The sequence below is a fragment of the Halomonas denitrificans genome (assembly GCF_003056305.1).
Lineage (GTDB): Bacteria > Pseudomonadota > Gammaproteobacteria > Pseudomonadales > Halomonadaceae > Halomonas > Halomonas denitrificans.
Window position 1 is genome coordinate 404,730 of sequence record NZ_PYVX01000001.1, and the last position, 16,495, is coordinate 421,224.

15 protein-coding genes are annotated in these 16,495 nt (G+C 70.0%); 6 read left to right on the top strand and 9 right to left on the bottom strand.

Going from position 1 to position 16,495, the window contains the following annotated elements; translation table 11 throughout:
- Window position 1 precedes the first annotated feature (1 nt).
- The 5 genes from urtB to C9F13_RS01865 form a co-directional block, all read right to left on the bottom strand.
- Window positions 2-1,606, bottom strand: a complete 1,605-nt coding sequence (gene urtB, locus C9F13_RS01845; RefSeq protein ID WP_108444534.1) for an urea ABC transporter permease subunit UrtB — start codon at window positions 1,604-1,606, stop codon at window positions 2-4.
- Window positions 1,607-1,666: 60 nt separating this feature from the next.
- Window positions 1,667-2,983: an urea ABC transporter substrate-binding protein gene (urtA, locus tag C9F13_RS01850; protein WP_108444535.1), complete on the bottom strand. Its 1,317-nt coding sequence runs from the start codon at window positions 2,981-2,983 to the stop codon at window positions 1,667-1,669.
- A 325-nt stretch (window positions 2,984-3,308) separates the two neighbouring features.
- Window positions 3,309-4,835, bottom strand: coding sequence for a tripartite tricarboxylate transporter permease (locus C9F13_RS01855; protein ID WP_108444536.1), 1,527 nt, complete (start codon window positions 4,833-4,835; stop codon window positions 3,309-3,311).
- Window positions 4,835-5,287 carry a tripartite tricarboxylate transporter TctB family protein gene (locus tag C9F13_RS01860; RefSeq protein ID WP_108444537.1) on the bottom strand — a complete coding sequence of 151 codons (453 nt, stop codon included), beginning with the start codon at window positions 5,285-5,287 and terminating at the stop codon, window positions 4,835-4,837. Before C9F13_RS01860 ends, C9F13_RS01855 begins: the two co-directional genes overlap by 1 nt.
- Complete coding sequence (locus C9F13_RS01865) at window positions 5,287-6,273, bottom strand: Bug family tripartite tricarboxylate transporter substrate binding protein (protein ID WP_108444538.1); 987 nt, start codon at window positions 6,271-6,273, stop codon at window positions 5,287-5,289. Before C9F13_RS01865 ends, C9F13_RS01860 begins: the two co-directional genes overlap by 1 nt.
- A 266-nt stretch (window positions 6,274-6,539) precedes the next feature.
- Here C9F13_RS01865 and C9F13_RS01870 point away from each other — a divergent pair, with 266 nt between their 5' ends.
- From C9F13_RS01870 to C9F13_RS01885, 4 genes are read left to right on the top strand one after another with little or no spacing between them, the layout of a single operon-like run.
- The gene (locus C9F13_RS01870; RefSeq protein WP_108444539.1) at window positions 6,540-7,154 is read left to right on the top strand and encodes a helix-turn-helix domain-containing protein; all 615 of its coding nucleotides are present in this window, start codon (window positions 6,540-6,542) and stop codon (window positions 7,152-7,154) included.
- Window positions 7,151-7,813 (top strand): response regulator transcription factor, encoded by a 663-nt coding sequence (locus C9F13_RS01875; RefSeq protein ID WP_108444540.1) that lies wholly within the window; start codon window positions 7,151-7,153, stop codon window positions 7,811-7,813. The genes C9F13_RS01870 and C9F13_RS01875 overlap by 4 nt, the downstream gene beginning before the upstream one ends.
- The gene (locus C9F13_RS01880) at window positions 7,810-9,183 is read left to right on the top strand and encodes a sensor histidine kinase (RefSeq protein ID WP_108444541.1); all 1,374 of its coding nucleotides are present in this window, start codon (window positions 7,810-7,812) and stop codon (window positions 9,181-9,183) included. The genes C9F13_RS01875 and C9F13_RS01880 overlap by 4 nt, the downstream gene beginning before the upstream one ends.
- Window positions 9,180-10,301, top strand: a complete 1,122-nt coding sequence (locus C9F13_RS01885; RefSeq protein WP_108444542.1) for an ABC transporter substrate-binding protein — start codon at window positions 9,180-9,182, stop codon at window positions 10,299-10,301. The genes C9F13_RS01880 and C9F13_RS01885 overlap by 4 nt, the downstream gene beginning before the upstream one ends.
- A gap of 14 nt (window positions 10,302-10,315) precedes the next feature.
- Here the strand turns inward: C9F13_RS01885 and C9F13_RS01890 are convergent, their stop codons facing one another.
- The 3 genes from C9F13_RS01890 to C9F13_RS01900 form a co-directional block, all read right to left on the bottom strand.
- Entirely contained in the window at window positions 10,316-10,702 is a 387-nt protein-coding gene (locus C9F13_RS01890) for a septal ring lytic transglycosylase RlpA family protein (protein ID WP_108444543.1), read from the bottom strand.
- Window positions 10,703-10,750: 48 nt separating this feature from the next.
- On the bottom strand, window positions 10,751-11,587 hold the full coding sequence (cobA, locus tag C9F13_RS01895; protein ID WP_108444544.1) for a uroporphyrinogen-III C-methyltransferase: 837 nt from the start codon (window positions 11,585-11,587) through the stop codon (window positions 10,751-10,753).
- Window positions 11,588-11,813: 226 nt separating this feature from the next.
- Window positions 11,814-13,274 carry a sodium-dependent transporter gene (locus C9F13_RS01900; RefSeq protein ID WP_108444545.1) on the bottom strand — a complete coding sequence of 487 codons (1,461 nt, stop codon included), beginning with the start codon at window positions 13,272-13,274 and terminating at the stop codon, window positions 11,814-11,816.
- Between the two features lie 266 nt (window positions 13,275-13,540).
- On the opposite strand from C9F13_RS01900, the gene cfa reads away from it, so the two are divergent.
- Window positions 13,541-14,692: a cyclopropane fatty acyl phospholipid synthase gene (cfa, locus tag C9F13_RS01905; RefSeq protein ID WP_108444546.1), complete on the top strand. Its 1,152-nt coding sequence runs from the start codon at window positions 13,541-13,543 to the stop codon at window positions 14,690-14,692.
- A 224-nt stretch (window positions 14,693-14,916) separates the two neighbouring features.
- Window positions 14,917-15,831 (top strand): GGDEF domain-containing protein, encoded by a 915-nt coding sequence (locus tag C9F13_RS01910; RefSeq protein ID WP_108444547.1) that lies wholly within the window; start codon window positions 14,917-14,919, stop codon window positions 15,829-15,831.
- On the opposite strand, the gene C9F13_RS01915 is transcribed toward C9F13_RS01910, so the two are convergent.
- Complete coding sequence (locus tag C9F13_RS01915) at window positions 15,828-16,493, bottom strand: dienelactone hydrolase family protein (protein WP_108445315.1); 666 nt, start codon at window positions 16,491-16,493, stop codon at window positions 15,828-15,830. The two genes, C9F13_RS01910 and C9F13_RS01915, sit on opposite strands and share 4 nt — an antisense overlap.
- Window positions 16,494-16,495 lie beyond the last annotated feature (2 nt).

Below are 16,495 nucleotides of genomic sequence, written 5' to 3' on the forward strand. Positions count from 1 at the left end.
ATCAGCCCTCCGCCGCCCGGCCCTTCTGCGGAAAGAGTCCGCGGGGGCGCTTCTGGATGAACAGGATGATGAAGACGAGCACCAGGATCTTGGCCAGCACGGCGCCTGCCCAGGGCTCGAGCACCTGGTTGATGACGCCCAGCGACAGCCCGGCCACCAGGGTGCCCCAGAGGTTCCCGACTCCGCCGAAGACCACCACCATGAAGGAGTCGATGATGTAGTTCTGGCCGAGGTTGGGCCCGACGTTGGTGAGCTGGGAGAGCGCCACGCCGGCGAGCCCCGCCACGCCGGAGCCGAGCGCGAAGGTCAGGATGTCGACCCGGGTCGCGCGGATGCCCATGGCGCGCGCCATGGCGCGGTTCTGGGTCACCGCCCGCACCTCCAGACCCAGCCGGGTGCGCCGCATCACCAACATCAGGCCGGCAAAGACCAGCAGCGCGAAGCCCAGCACGTAGAGGCGATTCAGGGTCAGCGACAGCCCTTCGTTGATCATCAGCGAGCCGCTCATCCACTCCGGGGTGACCACGGTACGATTGAGCGGCGAGATGACGGTGCGCACCAGCTGCTGGAGGATCAGGCTGACGCCGAAGGTGGCGAGCAGGGTCTCCAGCGGGCGGCCCTTGAGGAACTGAATGACCCCGCGCTCGATGGCGACGCCGGCCAGCGCCGCGACCAGGAAGCCGGCGGGAATCGCCAGCAGCAGCGCCAGCCCGGGCTGGCCGGGCAGCAGCTGCTGCATCGCCCAGGTGGTGTAGGCGCCGAGCATCATCAGCTCGCCGTGGGCCATGTTGATCACCCCCATCACGCCGAAGGTGATGGCGAGGCCAATGGCCGCCAGCACCAGCACCGAGCCGAGCGACAGGCCGAAGTAGAGGGTCTCCAGGCCGCGGTTGAGCCTGAGCTTCTGCTCGATGTCAGCAAGCGCTCCGCTGGCGGCCTCGGCGAGGTCGGGATCCTCGCTGCGCGCGGCGGCGCTGAGGGCCGCCCGGGCCTCGGGGTTGAGGCTGCCGGCCAGCGCCTCGACGGCCGCCGCCTCGCCCCGCTCGAGCCGGTGAATCGCCAGCCCCTGGGCCAGCAGGCGGCGGACCTCGGGGTCGCCCTCGGCCTCGAGCACGTCCTCCAGCGGCGCCACCATGGCCGCGTCGACCCGGCCCAGCAGGTCGCGGGCCGCCTCGCGGCGGGCCCCCGCGTCCTCCACCCGCAGGTCGAGCACTGCCAGGGTGCTCTGCAGCCGGCCGCGCAGCGCATTGTTGATGCCGATGCGGTCGAGCTCGCGGCGCGACATCTCGCCGAGTGCCTCGCCGGTCAGGGCATCGGCCACCGGCCAGTGCCGGCCGCGGTTCTCGAGCACCACGACGAAGCGCCCGGTCTCCTTGTGACGCTGCAGCTTGCCGTCCATCAGCGCCTCGAGCCAGCGCCGGGTGCGCGGGTCGCCGCTGGCGGCGAGCGCCTCGATGGCCTCGCCCTTGTCGGCGTAGGCGCGGGTGTCGAGGGCCTCGAGCCGCGCCTGGCCGTCGTCGTCGGCAGCGGCCAGGGCCGCCGGCGCGGCAAGCGCGACGACGACCAGGCAGAACAGCGCTCGCACGAGGGAGCGGATCATCCTCATGACCATGTCCTGTCGGTAAGGGGGAAAAGCCCGGGCCGCGGACGCGGCCCGGGGAGTGGCTTACTCAGCCGAGGCCACCTCGGCCTCGCCGCCACCGCAGCTCCCCGTCACGACGTTGTAGTTGCCGCAGGACATCGGGGCGCGCCAGTCGCTGATCAGGTCCTTGGAGCCTTCCAGGTAGTCGGACCAGGCGTCCCCGGCCACGGTGGAGGGGGTCTCCCAGACGATGGAGAACTGGCCGTTGTCCTGGATCTCGCCGATCAGCACCGGCTTGGTGATGTGGTGGTTGGGCATCATCGCCGCGTAGCCGCCGGTGAGGTTGGGGACGCTGACGCCGATGATGGCCTCCTTGACCGCATCGACCTCGGTGGTACCGGCCTTGCGCACCGCCTCGGCCCACATGTGGAAGCCGATGTAGTGGGCTTCCATGGGATCGTTGGTCACCGCCATGTCGTCGCCGGTGTACTCGATCCAGGCGTCGATGAAGTCGTAGTTGGCATCGGTGTCGACGCTCATGAAGTAGTTCCAGGCGGCGAGATGGCCGACCAGCGGCGCGGTGTCGATGCCGGTGAGCTCCTGCTCGCCCACCGAGAAGGCCACCACCGGGATGTCGGCGGCGTCGAGGCCCTGGTTGCCCAGCTCCCGGTAGAAGGGCACGTTGGCGTCGCCGTTGATGGTCGAGACCACTGCGGTCTTCTTGCCCTCGCTGCCGAACGCCTTGATCTCGGAGACGATGTTCTGCCAGTCGGAATGGCCGAAGGGGGTGTAGTTGATCATGATGTCCGCCTCCCCCACGCCGTGACCCTTGAGATAGGCCTCGAGGATCTTGTTGGTGGTGCGCGGATAGACGTAGTCGGTGCCGGCCAGCACCCAGCGCTCGACGCCCACCTCGTTCATCAGGTAGTCCACCGCGGGGATCGCCTGCTGGTTGGGCGCCGCCCCGGTGTAGAAGACGTTCTCGGAGGACTCCTCACCCTCGTACTGCACCGGATAGAAGAGTAGGCCGTTGAGCTCCTCGACCACCGGCAGCACCGACTTGCGCGACACTGAGGTCCAGTTGCCGAAGATCACGTCGACCTCCTGCTGGGCGAGCAGCTCGCGGGCCTTCTCGGCGAACAGCGGCCAGTCGGAGGCCGGGTCCACCACCACGGCCTCCAGCTGGCGCCCCAGCAGGCCGCCCTCGGCGTTCTGCTGCGCGATGAGCATCTCGACGGTCTCCTTGAGCACCGTCTCGCTGATGGCCATGGTGCCGGAGAGCGAGTGCAGGATGCCGACCTTGATCGGGTCCTCCTGGGCCAGGGCGGGGGCGGCCACCCCCAGGCTCAGGAGGGACGCGGCCAGCCAGCGGGGGGAACGGGAAGCGGATGACGGGATCATGGGAACTCCTTGCGGGCGATGTTGTTGTCGGTCTGTCCAGCGCAGGAGGACATCGCACACGATGCCTCTGGCCTGTCATCGCAAGGGGTGTGCCAGTTCGACGGAGTGGCGAGATTCGCTCCGCGAATCAGTCAATTGGCAGATGCTCAACGAGGCGCAGCGGGCGCCGTCGCGGGCCGTCGAAGCCCGGACGCCAGCCGCGGCGCCCCACCATCGCCCGCCCCCGTGGTGCAACGCACCATCGCGGCGCGCGGCGGCCACAGACGACACGGGGGCGCCGGCCAGGCCGGCGCCCCCGTGGGACGTGCAGGAGGTGGCGGTGGGCTCAGTCGCCCTCCGGGTTCCCCGTCCCGGCGGTCACCTTCATGCGCCGGCGCAGGAGCGGGCCGACGATGTAGGGCAGGATCAGCCCGAGGCCGGCGAACACCCACAGGCCGATGGCCAGGCCGCTGTCCCACAGGATGGTCCAGTCGCCGTCGGAGATGTCCATGGCGTGACGCAGGTTCTTCTCCATCTCCGGCCCCAGCAGCAGGCCGAGGATGACCGGCACCAGCGGGATCTCGAGCTTGCGCAGCACGTAGCCCCCCACCCCGAAGGCGACCATGAAGTAGAGGTCGAAGGTGGTGTTGCTGATCGAGTAGATGCCCACGAAGGCGATCATGGTGACGACCGGCAGCAGGTACATCGGCGGCACCGAGAGCAGCCTGACGAAGATGCCGACCAGCGGGATGTTGAGCACCAGCAGCAGGAAGTTGCCGATCAGCAGCGCCGCGATCACTCCCCAGACGATGTCGGCGTTCTGGGTGAACATCAGCGGGCCCGGCGTGATGTTGAGCGAGATCAACAGCGCCAGCAGCACCGCCGTGGTGCCGCTGCCCGGCACGCCCAGGGTCAGCATCGGCACCAGCGCGCCGGAGGAGGCGCCGTTGTTGCCCGCCTCGGGGCCGGCCACGCCGCGCGGGTCGCCCTCGCCGAAGTAGCCCTTCTTGCCCACGACCTTCTTCTCGAGGGTGTAGCCGATGAAGCTGCCGAGCGACGCCCCGGCCCCCGGCAGGACCCCGGCGATGAAGCCCAGCACGCCGCCGCGCAGGCTCGAGGGCAGGATGGCGCGGATGTCGGCCCAGGAGAGCTTGAGCTTGTTGACGACCATCTTCTCCTTGCCGCCGCCGGCGCGCTCCTCGATGAAGAACAGCAGCTCCGAGATGGCGAACAGCCCGACGATGGCGATGATGAAGTCCACCCCCTCGTAGAGCTCCAGCGTGCCGAAGGTGAAGCGCTGCACGCCGGTGTTGTCGATGCCCACGGTGGCGATCATCAGGCCGATGGCCGCGGCCACCACGGTCTTCATCGGGTTCTTGCCGGTGATGCCGCCCAGGGTGGCGAAGGCCAGCAGGAAGAGCGCGAAGTACTCCGCCGGCCCGAAGGTCAGGGCGAAGTCGGCGAGGATCGGCGCCAGCAGGATCAGCCCGATGGTGGCGACCAGGCTGCCGATGAACGAGGCCACCGCCGAGATCGCCAGCGCCTCGGCCGCCTTGCCCTGCTGGGCCATGGGGTAGCCGTCGAGGCAGGTCATCATGGCCGGCTCGTCGCCGGGGATGTTGAGCAGGATCGACGAGATGCGCCCGCCGTACATGGCGCCGGCGTAGACCGCGGTGAGCATGATCAGCGCGGTCTCGGGGGCGAGCCCCAGGGTGAAGGCCAGCGGGATCAGGATCGCCACCCCGTTGGCCGGCCCCAGCCCCGGCAGCGCGCCGATCAAGGTGCCCAGGAAAGCGCCCATCAGGGCGAACATCAGGTTATGGGGCGCCAGGGCGACGCCGAAGCCGTCGATCAGATAGCCGAGGGTCTCCATCAGCTCACCTCCAGAAACGAGAGCAGGCCCAGCGGCAGCGCGAGGTCCAGGGCGAAGTTGAACACCAGGTAGACCACCAGGCCGGAGATCGCCCCGACGAGGTAGGCGCGCGGCGGCCGCGACCCCATGCGCCAGCACAGGGTGCCGACGGCCAGGGCCGTGCTGAGGATGAAGCCGAGCGGCTGCAGCAGCATGGCGTAGAGCACCAGCACCACCACCGCGATGATCAGCTCGATGCCGGTGCGGCTCCAGGGCCAGGCGTTATCGGGGTCGGGCCTGACGATCAGGTAGAGGCTGGAGAGCGCCAGCACCACGGAGAGCAGCAGCGGGAAGGTCTCGGGACCCACGGCCTCGCTGCCGCCGAAGGGTTCGGGGAGTTGCGTGGCGCCCCAGCCGTACGCGACGGCCAGGACGATCATCAGCACTCCGAAGATGCGGTCGTTGAAGGTCATTACTGAATCAGTCCGATGTCCTTGGAGAGCTGCTCGATGTCATCGATCTGGTCGGTGACGAAGGTCTCGAACTCGCCGGCGCTCATGTGGAAGGGCATCAGGCCGTTGTTGGTCATCACGTCCTGCCACTCCTGGCTGGCGTAGATGGTGTCCATGGCGTCCACCCAGTACTGCTTGGCGTCCTCGGAGATGTCGGCGGGCATGTAGAAGCCGCGCCAGTTGGGGCCGAGGGCGTCGATGCCCTGCTCGCGGGCGGTGGGGATGTCACCGAACTCGCCGGGCAGGCGCTCCTCGGCGAGCACGGCCAGCACGCGCAGGTCGCCGGACTCCATGAAGCCCTGGGCCTCGGAGATGTCGCCGGTGAAGGCGTCGACATGGCCGCCGACCACCTGGGTCATGGCCTCGCCGCCGTTGTTGTAGGATAGGTAGGCGATGCGCGGCAGGTTCTCGACGCCCGCCGCCTGGGCGGCGATCAGCACCTTGAGGTGATCCCAGCCGCCCTTGGCGCTGCCGCCGGCGAACTTGACGCTGCGCGGGTCCTCAGCGAGGGCCTCCATGAGCTCGGGCAGGTCGTCGTACTCGGAGTCGTCGGCCACGGCGATCACGCCGTAGTCCGCGCCCAGCGCGCCGATCCAGTTGACCATGTCGGCGGTCATGCCCGGAAACTGGCCCTGGGCCAGGCGGGTGGTGGTCGCCGTGGAGGCCGCCACCAGCAGCTGCTCGTCGCCGGCGCGCTTGCTGACGGTGTGCGCATAGGCGACCCCGCCGCCGGCGCCGGCCATGTTGATGGTCTGGACGTTGCCGGGCACCAGCTCGAGGTCCTGCAGGACCTGGCCGACGCTGCGGCAGGTGAAGTCCCAGCCGCCGCCCGGGTCGGCGGGGGCCAGGCACTCCACCTTGCCCTCGGGCTCGAAGGCGAAGGCGGTGACGGCGGTGGTGGCGAGCATGCTGATCGCGACCAGCTGGACGGGGCGCTTGAGGTTCATGGCGGGCGTGCCTCCTGACATCGGGCTTGTGAAGTCGTTGTGTGATGGTCGGCTTGCGGAACCTGTCGGCTTTCCTTACAATTCTGTAAGGCAGAACATCGTTCCTCAGGATGGAAAGTTAGGCGCGCCCGCCGAGGGCGTCAACGCCGCGATGCCGGATTGCGACCAAAGTTCAAGGGGCGGTGCGGCACGCCCTCGAGAGGCCTGAGCGACGCTCGAGACAGGGAGCCCGCGGGCTCATTCACTGCAGAGAGGCTCGAACCCCCATGGCACAGGACCGCGTCGAGGCGGTGGAGCGCGCACTGACGGTGCTCGAGGCCTTCGACTCCCCGCAGGAGCACTTCAGCCTGGCGGAGCTCGCCCAGGCCACCGGCTTCTACAAGAGCACCCTGCTGCGCCTGCTGGGCTCGCTCTCCCGCTTCGACTATGTGCAGCGCGACGCCCACGGCCGCTGGCACCTCGGCCACGCCCCGGTGCGCCTGGCACGCCGCCACCTGCCCGGCCGGCAGCTGGCGAGACGCATCCAGCCGCTGCTCGCCCGCCTGGCGGCCGAGTCCGGCGAGACCGCGACCCTGCTCGAGGTGGAGGACGGCGTAGCGGAGTGTCGCCTGGTCACGCTGCCCGAGAGCGCCCTGCGCCACGACCTGCACCCGGGCGACCGCTGGGCGGTCAGCGATGACCGGGACCCGCGCCCGGCGCTGCCCGGCGGCGCCATGGTCTGCCAGCCGCTGCCCGGCGACGCCCTCGAGCCGCCGCGCTGGCTGGCCCTCTCGGGCCCGGCCGGGCGCCTCGACACGACGCGCGCCAGGGCCGCGCTGGAGGCCGCCGCGGCGACGCTGTCGGCCGGGCCGGGACAGGACGCACAGGAGACGGGATCATGACGCTGCTGCTGGTGGAGGACGACGCCCTGCTCGCCGAGACCCTGGCCGAGACCCTGCGCCTGGAGGGCCACGAGGTCTGCCACCTCGATGACGGCCGCGCGGCGCGTGAGCGGCTGGCCACGCCCGACCACGGCGTCGCGCTGGTGCTGCTCGACCTCAACCTGCCGGGCTGCAGCGGCCTCGAGGTGCTCGAGGCCCTGCGCGCCCATGACCGCGCCACCCCGGTCCTGATCCTCACCGCCCGCGGCGCCGTGGAGGACCGGGTACGCGGCCTCGACCTGGGCGCCGACGACTACCTGGCCAAGCCCTTCGCCCTGGACGAGCTGGAGGCGCGCGTGCGCGCCCTGCTCCGGCGTCGCAGCCCCGCGGCAACGCTGACCGTGGGCCCCCTCACCCTCGACACTCAACAGCAGCGCTTCACCCTCCAGGGCGCGCCGCTCACCCTGCCGCCCCGGGAGCAGCGCCTGCTGGCGTGCCTGATGCGCCATGCCGGCACCCCGGTGGACAAGGTCCAACTCGCCGAGGACGCCTTCCAGGGCGACGCCATGGGCGACAACGCCATCGAGGTCTACGTCCACCGGCTGCGCAAGCGCCTGGCCGACAGCGCCGTGGCCCTGCGCACGGTGCGCGGCCTGGGCTACCTGCTGGAGGCCGAGTGACGCGCGGCGACAGCCTCTCGCGCCGCCTGCTGGCCTGGCTGCTGGTGCCGCTGCTGGTGCTGGGCAGCCTGATGCTGCTGCAGGCCTGGTTCGAGGCGCGACGCACCGCCGACCGCGCCTTCGACCGCCTGCTCGAGGCCGCCTCCCTGGCCATCGCCGAGCAGGTGCAGTGGCAGGACGACCGCCTGTGGCTCGACCTGCCGCCGGCGGCGCTGGAGATGCTGGCCACCGACGCCGAGGAGCGGGTGTTCTACAGCCTGGTCGACCATCGCGGCCGGCTGATCACCGGCAACGCCGAGCTGCCGGGAGATGCCCGCGAGGCGCCGTCGGACGACGACACCCTGCTCTATCGCGACATCGCCTGGCAGGGTCTGTCGCTGCGCCAGGGGGTGCGGCGCACGCGTCTCGAGGAGTGGCAGCTGCGCGAGCCCTTCGAGGTACGCGTCGCCCACAGCCGCGAGGGGCGCGACGCCCTGGCCGCCGAGCTGTGGCGGGCCAACCTGGCGATGATCCTCGCCATGGCGGCGCTGGCGATCGTCGCGCTGCTGCTGTCGATCCGCACCGCCCTGGCCCCGCTGACCCGCCTGCGCCGCGCAATCCGAAGTCGCGATCCGCGCACCCTCGCCCCGCTAGAGCTGCGCCTGCCCCGCGAGCTCGCCGAGCTGCGCGATACCGTCAACGACCTGCTGGCCCGGATGCGCCGGGTGCGCGCCAACCAGGAGCGCTTCATCGGCGACGCCTCCCACCAGCTGCGCACGCCGCTGGCGGGGCTCTCGGCCCGGGCCGAGCTCGCCCTGCGCCAGGAAGATCCGGCCCGCTGGCGGGAGGCCCTGGTCGCCATGCAGGCCACCAGCACCCGCACCGCGCGACTGGCGATGCAGCTGCTGTCGCTGACCCGGCTGGCCAACCCCGAATATCGCCCCGAGCTCGCCCCGCTGTCGCTCAACGTCCTCGCCCGGGAAGCGGTGCGCGAGCACTGGTCGAGCTGCCACCGGTCGGGGGTCGACCTCGGCGTGGCGAGCGCCGCGGCCGACGTCGAGATCCGGGGCATCGACTGGCAGCTCGCCGAGGCGCTCGGCAACCTGATCGACAACGCCTGTCGCTACGGGGCGCGCCACGTCACGATCCGGGTCGGCGAGGCGCCGCCGAGCCTGGCCGTCGAGGACGACGGCCCGGGCATTCCCGTGGCGCGGCGCACCTTGATGCTGCGCCCCTTCCATCGCGATCGCGACGACCTGGAGGGCTCCGGGCTGGGACTCGCCATCGTCGACGGCATCGCCCGCACCCACGGCGCACACCTGGCGATGTCCGAGGGCGCCGGTGGCGTCGGGCTGCGCGTGACGCTGCGCTTTCCCGGAGAGACCCCATGACCCGCCGAGGCCCCACGAGGACGTCGCCGATCCGCTGCGCCGGATGCTGGCTGCTCGCGCTGCTGCTCGCGGTACCGCTGGCGCTCGCCAGCCGCGCCGTGCACGCCGCCCCGAGCCTGCACTACCCCGCCACGGCCGGTGGCGACGCCGCCTCGCCGCTGGTGATCCACGGCGCCCTGGACCTGCCCCAGGTGCGACCGCTGCTGGACGCCTTCCATCGCGACCATCCCCAGTTCGCGATCCACTACCGCAACCTCTCCACCCTGGCCCTGCACGAGCGCTTCCTCGGCGCGCCCGCCGAGGCCGACGTGCTGATCTCCTCGGCCATGCCCTGGCAGTACCGCCTGGCCAACGACGGCTGGGCCCAGCCGCTCGAGACGCCCGCGGCTAGGCGCTGGCCGGCCTGGGCCCGCTGGCGCAGCGAGCTCTTCGCCGTGACCTTCGAGCCCATCGTGATGGTGGTGAACGAGGCGATCATCGCGCGCTTCGGGGAGGTACGCAGCCACGCCGACCTGCTGGCGCTGCTGGAACGCCGGGACGAGACGCTGCGCGGCCGGGTGGTGACCTACGACCCGGCGATCAGCGGGGCGGGCTACACCTATGCCATCGAGGAGTCGCGGCTCTCGCCGCGCTACTGGGAGCTGGTGGCGGCGCTGGGCGAGGCCGAGGCCGCCCTGGCGGGGACCACCGGGGAGATGCTGGAGGGATTGATCGAGGGGCGCTACCTGGTGGGCTACAACCTGCTGGGCAGCTACGCCCGGGAGCGCCTGGCCGACCAGCCGCAGCTCAGGATCGTGGTGCCCGAGGACTACACCCTGGTCACCCAGCGCCTGGCGCTGATACCCCGCCAGGCCCCCCATCCGGCGGCGGCCCGGCGGTTCGTCGACTTCCTGCTCGGCGAGAGGGGGCAGTCGGTACTGGCGCGAGAGACGCCGCTGGGCGCCCTTCATCCCGCGCTCGAGGGGCCGGGCACGGCGGCCGCCCTACGACGGCGACTCGGCGAGGCGCTGCGCCCCATCGCCCTCGGTCCCGGGCTGCTGGCGACCCTGGACGACCTCAAGCGCGAGGCGCTGTTGACGCGCTGGCGACGCGAATTCCTGCGCCGGGAGCGTCGCTGAGCCGGGCCCTCGGCTCAGCGAACGTAGGAGATCTCGACCGGCACGGTGCCGCGCTTGAGCATGCCGAGCGCCTTGGCGGCGCGCTTGGAGAGATCGATGATGCGGCCCTTGGCATAGGGGCCGCGATCGTTGATCAGCACCTCGACCTCGCGGCCGTTGTCCTCCCGGGTCACCGTGACCCGGGTACCGAACGGCAGGGTAGGATGGGCGGCCGTGAGGGCCTGCTGGTCGAAGGGCTCGCCGCTGGCCGTGGTACGGCCCTGGAAGCGGTCGCTGTAGAAGGAGGCGATGCCCTCCTGGGTCCTGGCCTCTGTCTGGTGGGCTTGACTCATCGCAACGTGGCCGAACATCAGCCACACCGCCACGCAGGCGGTCAGAATCGATCGGGAGCGAATATCCATGAAGTCACCTATGACATAGCAGATCGCGCCAAGGCCCACTGGGAGCGATCAGGCGCCTTGATCGAGGGTCGACGTGGACGGGTGCTTGCCCTGCAGCCAACCCGCGCTGTTGGCCTGGGCCCGGTCGAACCAGGCCAGCCGGTCGTGGAGTGTCACGACACCGCCGACGACGATCAGCGTCGGCGGTCGGATAGTAACCACTTCGCCTGTCGGCGGCAATGCCCGGAGGGTGCCGACGTGCACCCGCTGGCGTGACGTGGTGCCCTGCTCGATCAGCGCCACCGGGGTCTCGGGGTCCAGGCCGTGGCGGCACAGCTGCTCGCCGATCAGCGCAAGGCTGCCCAGCCCCATGTAGAACACCAGGGTCTGGCCGGGGCCCGCCAGCGTCGGCCAGTCCAGGTCGCTGCTGCCGTTGCGCAGATGGCCGGTGACGAAGCGCACCGACTGGGCATGATCGCGGTGGGTCAGCGGGATGCCGGCGTAGGCCGCACAGCCCGAGGCCGCGGTGATGCCGGGCACCACCTCCACCATGATCCCCGCCTCGACCAGCGTCTCGAGCTCCTCCCCGCCGCGCCCGAAGATGAAGGGATCGCCGCCCTTGAGGCGCACCACCCGCCTGCCCGCCAGGGCCCAGTCGACCAGGGCCTGGTTGATGCCGTCCTGGGGCACGCTGTGCCGCGAGCGCTCCTTGCCGACGTAGAGGCGAAGGGCCTCGGGCCTCGCCAGCGCCAGGATCTCGTCGCTGACCAGCCGGTCGTGGAGGATCACCTCGGCGGCCTGGAGGCGCCGCCACGCCTTGAGGGTGAGCAGTTCCGGATCGCCCGGGCCGGCCCCGACCAGGCTGACACAGCCCTGAGGGAAGGCCGAGCCCGGCGGCAGCCCCATCGCCGCCTCGTCGCGCCCCGCCGCGTGCACGGAACCGGTTCTCATATTCCAATAACCTCGATCATGAATGACGATTTATTCGTTATGGTAATTAACAGTCGCCCCGGATACCACGACTCCCTCGGCACAAGGCTATAACCGCTGGTTTCATGGGTGGCGGCCCGCCCGAAACGACATCGCCCCCGCACGGGGCGGAGGCGATGGGGCAAGGCGCGACGCGGCGGGCTCAGGAGCAGAGCATGCGCCTCAGGCGCGGGCTGGCGAGTTCACCGACCAGGGTCGCAGCCACGAGGATCGCCAGCAGCCAGGGCCAGTGCAGGCCGAACTCGACGCGGGTGATGCCCAGGGCGTCGACGAAGATCATCAGGATCCCCAGCGGGCTGACGTAGCGCACCATGAACAGCCAGAGCGCATGGCAGGCCGGCGACAGGCCGAGCTCCTCGCGGAAGGTCTCGCTCTTCAGCACGAACCCGGCCAGCATCACCATGCCGAGCCCGCCCAGCGGCATCATCCAGCGCGAGGTCAGGTAGTCGAGCCAGTCGAAGAAGTGCTTGCCGGCCAGGGTCCAGTCGGCCCCGACGTTGAAGGAGAGCATCGCCAGGGTGCTGATCAGCCACAGCACGAGGCCGGTACCCCAGGAGGCGCTGCGCCGCGAGATGCCCTTGTTGTCGGTCAGCCAGGAGACCGTGGCCTCGACCATGGAGATCGACGAGGTCAGCGCGGCCATGGAGAGCATCACGAAGAACAGGACACCGAACAGGGTACCCATAGGGATCGCCTGGAAGGCCAGCGGCAGGCTCATGAAGATCAGGCCGGGGCCGCTGCTCGGACTCATGCCGTTGGCGAAGATCACCGGGAAGATCGCCAGTCCCGCCATCAGCGCCACCACGGTATCGGCCAGCGCCACGGAGAGCGTGGTGCGGGCGATCGAGGTGGTCGCGGGCAGGTAGCTGCCGTAGGTGAGGATCGCCCCGGAGGCCAGTGACAGGGTGAAGAAGGCGTGGCCGAGGGCGGCCAGCATGCCCTCGCTGGAGAGGCGGCCGGCGTCGAAGGAGAACAGGAAGTCGACCGCCGCGGGAAAGCCGCCGGAGAACACCCCGTAGCCGATCAGCAGCAGCAGCATCAGCACCATGCCGGGCATCATCCAGCTGACGCTCTTCTCGATACCGGCCTGCACGCCCTTGCCGACGATCACCATGGTGGCCACCGTGACCAGGGTGCTCCAGAAGCCGAGGTTCAGGGGGCTTGCGTTGTTGGCCGCGAAGATCGCCGCCATCTCGTCGACGCTCGAGCCCGCGAGACCGCCGGTCAGCATCTTCCAGAGGTAGGCGAAGGACCAGCCGGCCACCACCACGTAGAACGACAGGATCAGAAAGCCGCACAGCATGGCCATCCAGCCGAGCAGCGACCAGGCCGAGCCGCGGCCCGACTCGGCGATGACGCGGCGCAGCGCGTCCACGGGGCTGCCGCGGCCGCGACGCCCCAGGGCGATCTCGGTCATCATCACCGGCACGCCCACGGCGAGGATGCAGGCCAGGTAGACCAGCACGAAGGCACCACCGCCGAACTCGCCGGTGATGTAGGGAAACTTCCAGATGTTGCCGAGGCCCACGGCGGAGCCGGTCGCCGCCAGGATGAAGCCCCAGCGGCCGAGCCACTGGGTTCGGGGTTGTGCGTTCGTTGTCATATCACACCAGGATCACCGGGGTTCTTTCCGACACCGCGAGGCATCGCCACCAGCCGCCTATTGTGACGGATTTTAGCGTGATTGGGCAGATGCACGGCCGATCATGCTGCCTTTTCCCCCCAGCGGCGGCGAAGCGGCGACACCGCGTCGTCGTCGCGTCTGGCACACGGCGCCGGCTCGCTGGTCTATGCTGGTGGCTAAGTGGCATTGGCGCGGCCTCGCCGCGTTCGTCAGCCTGTCAGCCGGCACGCGACCAGGAGGGCATCATGACCAGTGACACCCCTATCGGCCCGATCGCCCTGCCCGACACCCGATCCAGGCGCATCGTCGAACGCCTGCTGGCGGGATCGGGCGTCACCCTGAACGGCGAGGCGCCCCAGGACATTCGCGTGCTCCACCCCGACGTCTTCTCGCGCATCCTGCACCAGGGCACCCTGGGCCTCGGCGAGACCTACATGGAGGGCTGGTGGGAGTGCGAGCGCATCGACCAGATGGCCCACCTCATGCTGCTGCACGGCCTGGGGCAGCACGCGCGCACGCCGTCGGAAAAGCTCATGTACCGGCTGCAGTCGGGCTTTCGCAACCTGCAGAGCCGGACCCGCGCCTACATGGTCGGCGAGGCGCACTACGACCTGGGCAACGACCTCTTCGAGCGCATGCTCGATGAGACCATGTGCTACTCCTGCGGCTACTGGAAGGAGGCCGAGGATCTCGCCGCCGCCCAGCGGGCCAAGCTCGAGCTGGCATGTCAAAAGCTCGACCTGAAGCCGGGCATGAGGGTCCTCGATATCGGCTGCGGCTGGGGCAGCTTCGCCGAGCACGCCGCGCGGCATCACGGCGTGTCGGTCACCGGCATCACCATCTCCCGGGAGCAGGCGGCGCTGGCCCGGGAGCGCTGCGCCGAGCTGCCGGTGGAGATCCTGCTGCAGGACTATCGCGACCTCGACGGCCAGTATGACCGCATCGTCTCCATCGGCATGTTCGAGCACGTGGGGCACCGCAACTATGCTACCTATTTCGAGACCATCCGACGCCTGATGCCGTCGGACGGGCTCTTCCTGCTGCACACCATCGGCGCCAACCGCTCGGAGATCTCGGCCGATCCCTGGATCAATCGCTATATCTTCCCCAACGGCACCCTGCCCTCGGCCATGCACATCGCGCGCGAGAGCGAGGATCACCTGCTGATGGAGGACTGGCAGAACTTCGGCCCGGACTATGACCGGACGCTGATGGCGTGGCTGGCCAATTTCGACGCCCACTGGCACGAGATCGCGCCGCGCTACAACGAGCGCACCCGCCGGATGTTCCGCTACTACCTGTCGGTCTGTGCCGGCGCCTTCCGCGCCCGCCATCTCCAGCTCTGGCAGGTGGTGTTCTCCCGCGGGCGGGCGCGACGCTACGATGCCCCGCGCTGATGCCCGGTCGCCCCCGACCTGAACCGGCGACGTAGCATATTAACCAAGCCTTATTGTCGGCGATCGCCTACACCTCAAGGCGGATAGGCAGTACCCTAATAAAGGCGCCATACTGCCGACCACCAAAAAGCGACGTGCCCCAAGCGCCCGCGATCGATCCCAGCCCTGCGCTGGACAGGACGACAACGACTCTCTGTGCGCAGCAGGGATACAAGGACACCCGCATGCCCTCCAACGATGTCCTGCTGGGTACGACAACCTCACCCTCACAGTGGCTCTTCGAGCTGACGGAACAGCTGCCCGGCGTCATCTTCCAGCTGCACCGTTCACCGCGAGGCCACCTGCATTTTCCCTATCTGGCCGGCAGCGCCACCGGACTCAACGGTCTCGATCGACACGACCTGGCCCGGAATGCCCAGCCCGCCCTGGAGCGACTGGCCGAGCCGGACTATCCGCGGCTGATGGCCATCATCGAACGCTCGGCGCACGCGGGGACCCCCATCGCCACCACCTTTCGGCTGCGCCTGAACGGGGAACGCATGAACTGGATCGCCGTGCGTGCCCAGCCCCGCCAGGTCGACAGCGGCACCCTCTGGGTCGGTCTGATGATCGACATCAGCGAGCAGATGCTCGAGGAGGACCGCCTGCGACGGCTCTCGGACACCGACGACCTCACCGGCCTGGCCAATCGACGCAAGCTGATGACGCGCCTCGACGAGGAGCTCTCGCTGAGCAACCGCCACGGCCTGCCGCTGTCGCTGATGATGCTCGATCTCGACCACTTCAAGTCGATCAACGATACCTGGGGCCACCTGCAGGGCGACCAGGTGCTGCGCGAACTCGCCAGCCTCTGCCAGGGCATCCTGCGCGAGGAGGACCTGATGGCGCGCCTCGGCGGCGAGGAGTTCGCGGTCCTGCTGCCCCTGACGCCCGAGTCGCACTGCCGGCAGCTGGCGGAGCGGCTGCGTCGGCGGATCGCCGAGCACGACTTCGGCGTCGGGCGCGGCCAGATCACCATCAGCATCGGGATCGCCGAACACCGCGTCGGCGACTCCCGCGAGATCCTCATGCAGCGCGTCGACGACAGCCTCTATGCCGCCAAGCACGGCGGGCGCAATCGCGTGATGGCCGACGCCTAGCCGGCCTCGGGCGGGACCTCCCTCAGGTGGTCGAGAAACCACCGGGCGGCGTGGGCCTCGACCCGCGCCAGGGTGCCGGGCTCCTCGAAGAGATGGCTGGCGCCGGGCACGATCAGCAGCTGCCGAGGACTGCAGAGTCGCGCCATGGCCTGCTCGTTGAGCCGAATGACCTCGGGATCATGCCCGCCGACCAGCAGCAGGGTCGGCGCCCTCACCCGCGCCAGGGCCTCGCCGGCGAGATCGGGGCGTCCGCCGCGGGACACCACCGCCCTCACCCACCCGGGCTGATCGGCCGCCGCGATCAGCGCCGCCGCGGCCCCGGTGCTGGCGCCGAACAGGCCGATCCCGAGATGGCGCGACGGCGGCGCCTCGGCGACCCAGGCCACCGCCCCGCTCATGCGCGCCCCGATCAGCGCGATATCGAAGCGCAGCGCCCGGGTACGCTCGTCGATCAGGCTCTCCTCCGGCGTCAGCAGATCGAACAGCAGGGTCGCCAGCCCCTGCTCGGCCAGGTGGCGCGCCACCCGGCGATTGCGAACGCTGAAGCGGCTGCTGCCGCTGCCGTGGGCGAACACCACGATGCCGACCGCAGCCTCGGGCATCAGCAGGGTGGCCTCCAGGGCGACCCCGGAGGTCTGGATCTCGAGATCATGCTCGGTCATGG